Annotated in this window: 4 protein-coding genes; 3 read left to right on the top strand and 1 reads right to left on the bottom strand. The window is 63.1% G+C overall.

What is annotated here, in order from left to right; translation table 11 throughout:
• Positions 1-3: 3 nt before the first annotated feature.
• Positions 4-522: a low molecular weight protein-tyrosine-phosphatase gene (locus ENZ74_RS30510; protein WP_013528818.1), complete on the bottom strand. Its 519-nt coding sequence runs from the start codon at positions 520-522 to the stop codon at positions 4-6.
• Between the two features lie 50 nt (positions 523-572).
• Here ENZ74_RS30510 and ENZ74_RS30505 point away from each other — a divergent pair, with 50 nt between their 5' ends.
• From ENZ74_RS30505 to ENZ74_RS30495, 3 genes are all read left to right on the top strand, one after another.
• Complete coding sequence (locus tag ENZ74_RS30505; RefSeq protein WP_063169551.1) at positions 573-869, top strand: 4a-hydroxytetrahydrobiopterin dehydratase; 297 nt, start codon at positions 573-575, stop codon at positions 867-869.
• Positions 870-992: 123 nt separating this feature from the next.
• Entirely contained in the window at positions 993-1,355 is a 363-nt protein-coding gene (locus tag ENZ74_RS30500; RefSeq protein WP_013528816.1) for a YkvA family protein, read from the top strand.
• Between the two features lie 270 nt (positions 1,356-1,625).
• The coding region (locus tag ENZ74_RS30495) for a hypothetical protein (RefSeq protein ID WP_127313246.1) at positions 1,626-1,997 on the top strand (372 nt) is incomplete at its 3' end.

The raw sequence follows: 1,997 nt of genomic DNA, 5'->3' as shown, positions 1-1,997 counted from the left end.
ACCCTACATCGTCGAGGAAGCCTGGCCGCTGTCAGGCACGGACGCCCGCGCCTCCAGCCTTGTCGCCAGCGCCTCCGACGCCTCGCGGATCATGCGATAGGCGGAAGCGAAGGCTTCTGCCTCGTCATGATAAGGATCCGGCACGTCGCGTGCCTTTCCCTGCGCGAATTCCAGGAACAGATGGATACGGTCCTGCACGGCCGCCGGCGCCAGCGCCTTCAGGTCAGCGACATTCGACCGGTCCATGCCAAGGATCAGGTCGAAACGGTGGAGGTCCTGCGGCGTGACCTTGCGCGCCCTCTGCCCGGAAATGTCGACGCCGTGCCGCATGGCGACCGCGATCGCGCGTCGATCGGGGGCAGAGCCGGCCTCCCAGTCACTGGTTCCCGCCGAATCGAGCAGGATATCCCGGGCCGACCCGCGCTCGGCCCAAACGGCGCGGAAGACACCTTCCGCCAGCGGCGACCGGCAGATGTTGCCGAGGCAGACGAAGAGAATGGAATTTATAGGCTTCGCGCTCATCGATCCGTCGCTATGGTGAGGGTCGTTTTCGAATAGCACAGGATAGGGACATGGCGAGAGAGAAACTGGGCAGGCAAGCCGCTGAAGCCGCATTGACGGGCCTCGACGGCTGGGCGCTGGCGGAAGACGGCGCCTCCATCAAGCGCACATTCACCTTCGCGAATTTCTCCGAGGCTTTCGCCTTCATGACCCGCGTCGCGCTTGCCGCCGAGGCGATGGATCATCATCCCGACTGGTCGAATGTCTACAAGACCGTCGACGTGACGCTGAACACCCACGACGCCGGCGGCGTCACTGCGCTCGATATCGATCTGGCCACGAAAATGAACCGTTTTGCCGGCGCCTGAGGCCTGGTATCGCCTCGGCAGGCCCAAATCGGCACCGGCATCTTGTAGCGGGGGTCGGGTTTCACCACATTTTCCCCCGCGGGGCAGGCGCCGGATGCGCATGAGCCCCGCAAGGAGAGACTGATGGCGCAACAATCCGGTTTTGATTTCTTCGGCTTTGGCGGCAAGCCGTCAGACGAGAGCGAAGTGCGCGAGAAATTCTGGCGCACAGCCAAGAAGGCCGCGCGGCAGATCCCCTTCATGGAAGAGGTCGTGGCCGCCTATTATTGCGCCATGGACAAGAACACGCCGCTGCGCGCCAAGGGCATTCTGCTGGCCGCGCTCGGCTATTTCGTGCTGCCGGTGGATGTCATCCCCGACTTCGTCTTCGGGCTTGGCTTCACCGACGACATCGCTGTGCTCACCGCCGCGATCACCGCCGTCAGTGCCCACATCACCACTGCGCACCGGCAGGCCGCCAGGGACGCCATGGCCGAGAAGGGCTGAACACGCGCGCGGAACGCCGTTGAAGCCGGCTTTCGGCGACAGCGTAAAAAGTCAAACTCTTGCCGCTTTCGTGGCCTTCAAGTCGCCAAAGGGATGTCGCGCCACCCGCTCGCAGGGCGGCGGCGCGGGTATGGTGGCGGTTTCCTCGGGGTGAGGGTCCTTTTCTCTTCGGAAATTCACCGTTTGGTAACCCAGATTAAATCAAAATGAAGCGACGGGCAGGACGCCAAGCCGGCCTGCCTCCGCACCATTTGGAATACGGGAAAAGCGATGCGCGGATTGATTGCGATAGTTTCGAGTCTGGCCCTGGTGGCCGTGGCAGCGCCGGCACTGGCGCAGTCGGCGACCAAGATCGGCCAGCACAATGCCTGGGGCACCTACAGCTACCAGGCATCGGGCGGCAAGGTCTGCTATGTCCTGACCGTGCCGACCGACAAGCAGCCGCCCACGCTCGACCATGGCGATATGTTCTTCTTCGTCAGCCAGCGGCCCGGCCAGCAAGTGTCCTACGAGCCGCAATTCATTGCCGGCTACAATTTCCAGGAAGGCTCCAAGGCCACCGTGACCATCGACAAGAAGACGTTTTCGATGTTCACGCGCGGCAAATCGGCCTGGGTCGAGAATGCCGGCGAGGAGCCGGTA

Source organism: Mesorhizobium sp. M7A.F.Ca.CA.002.15.2.1, assembly GCF_003998715.1.
In the GTDB taxonomy this organism is placed as follows: Bacteria; Pseudomonadota; Alphaproteobacteria; order Rhizobiales; family Rhizobiaceae; genus Mesorhizobium; species Mesorhizobium ciceri.
This window is presented reverse-complemented; position numbering and strand designations above follow the sequence as displayed.

Coding starts and splice junctions, on each gene's coding strand:
- ENZ74_RS30505 (WP_063169551.1), top strand. CDS start 573: ATGGCGAGAGAGAAACTGGGCAGGCAAGCCGCTGAAGCCGCATTGACG.
- ENZ74_RS30500 (WP_013528816.1), top strand. CDS start 993: ATGGCGCAACAATCCGGTTTTGATTTCTTCGGCTTTGGCGGCAAGCCG.
- ENZ74_RS30510 (WP_013528818.1), bottom strand. CDS start 522: ATGAGCGCGAAGCCTATAAATTCCATTCTCTTCGTCTGCCTCGGCAAC.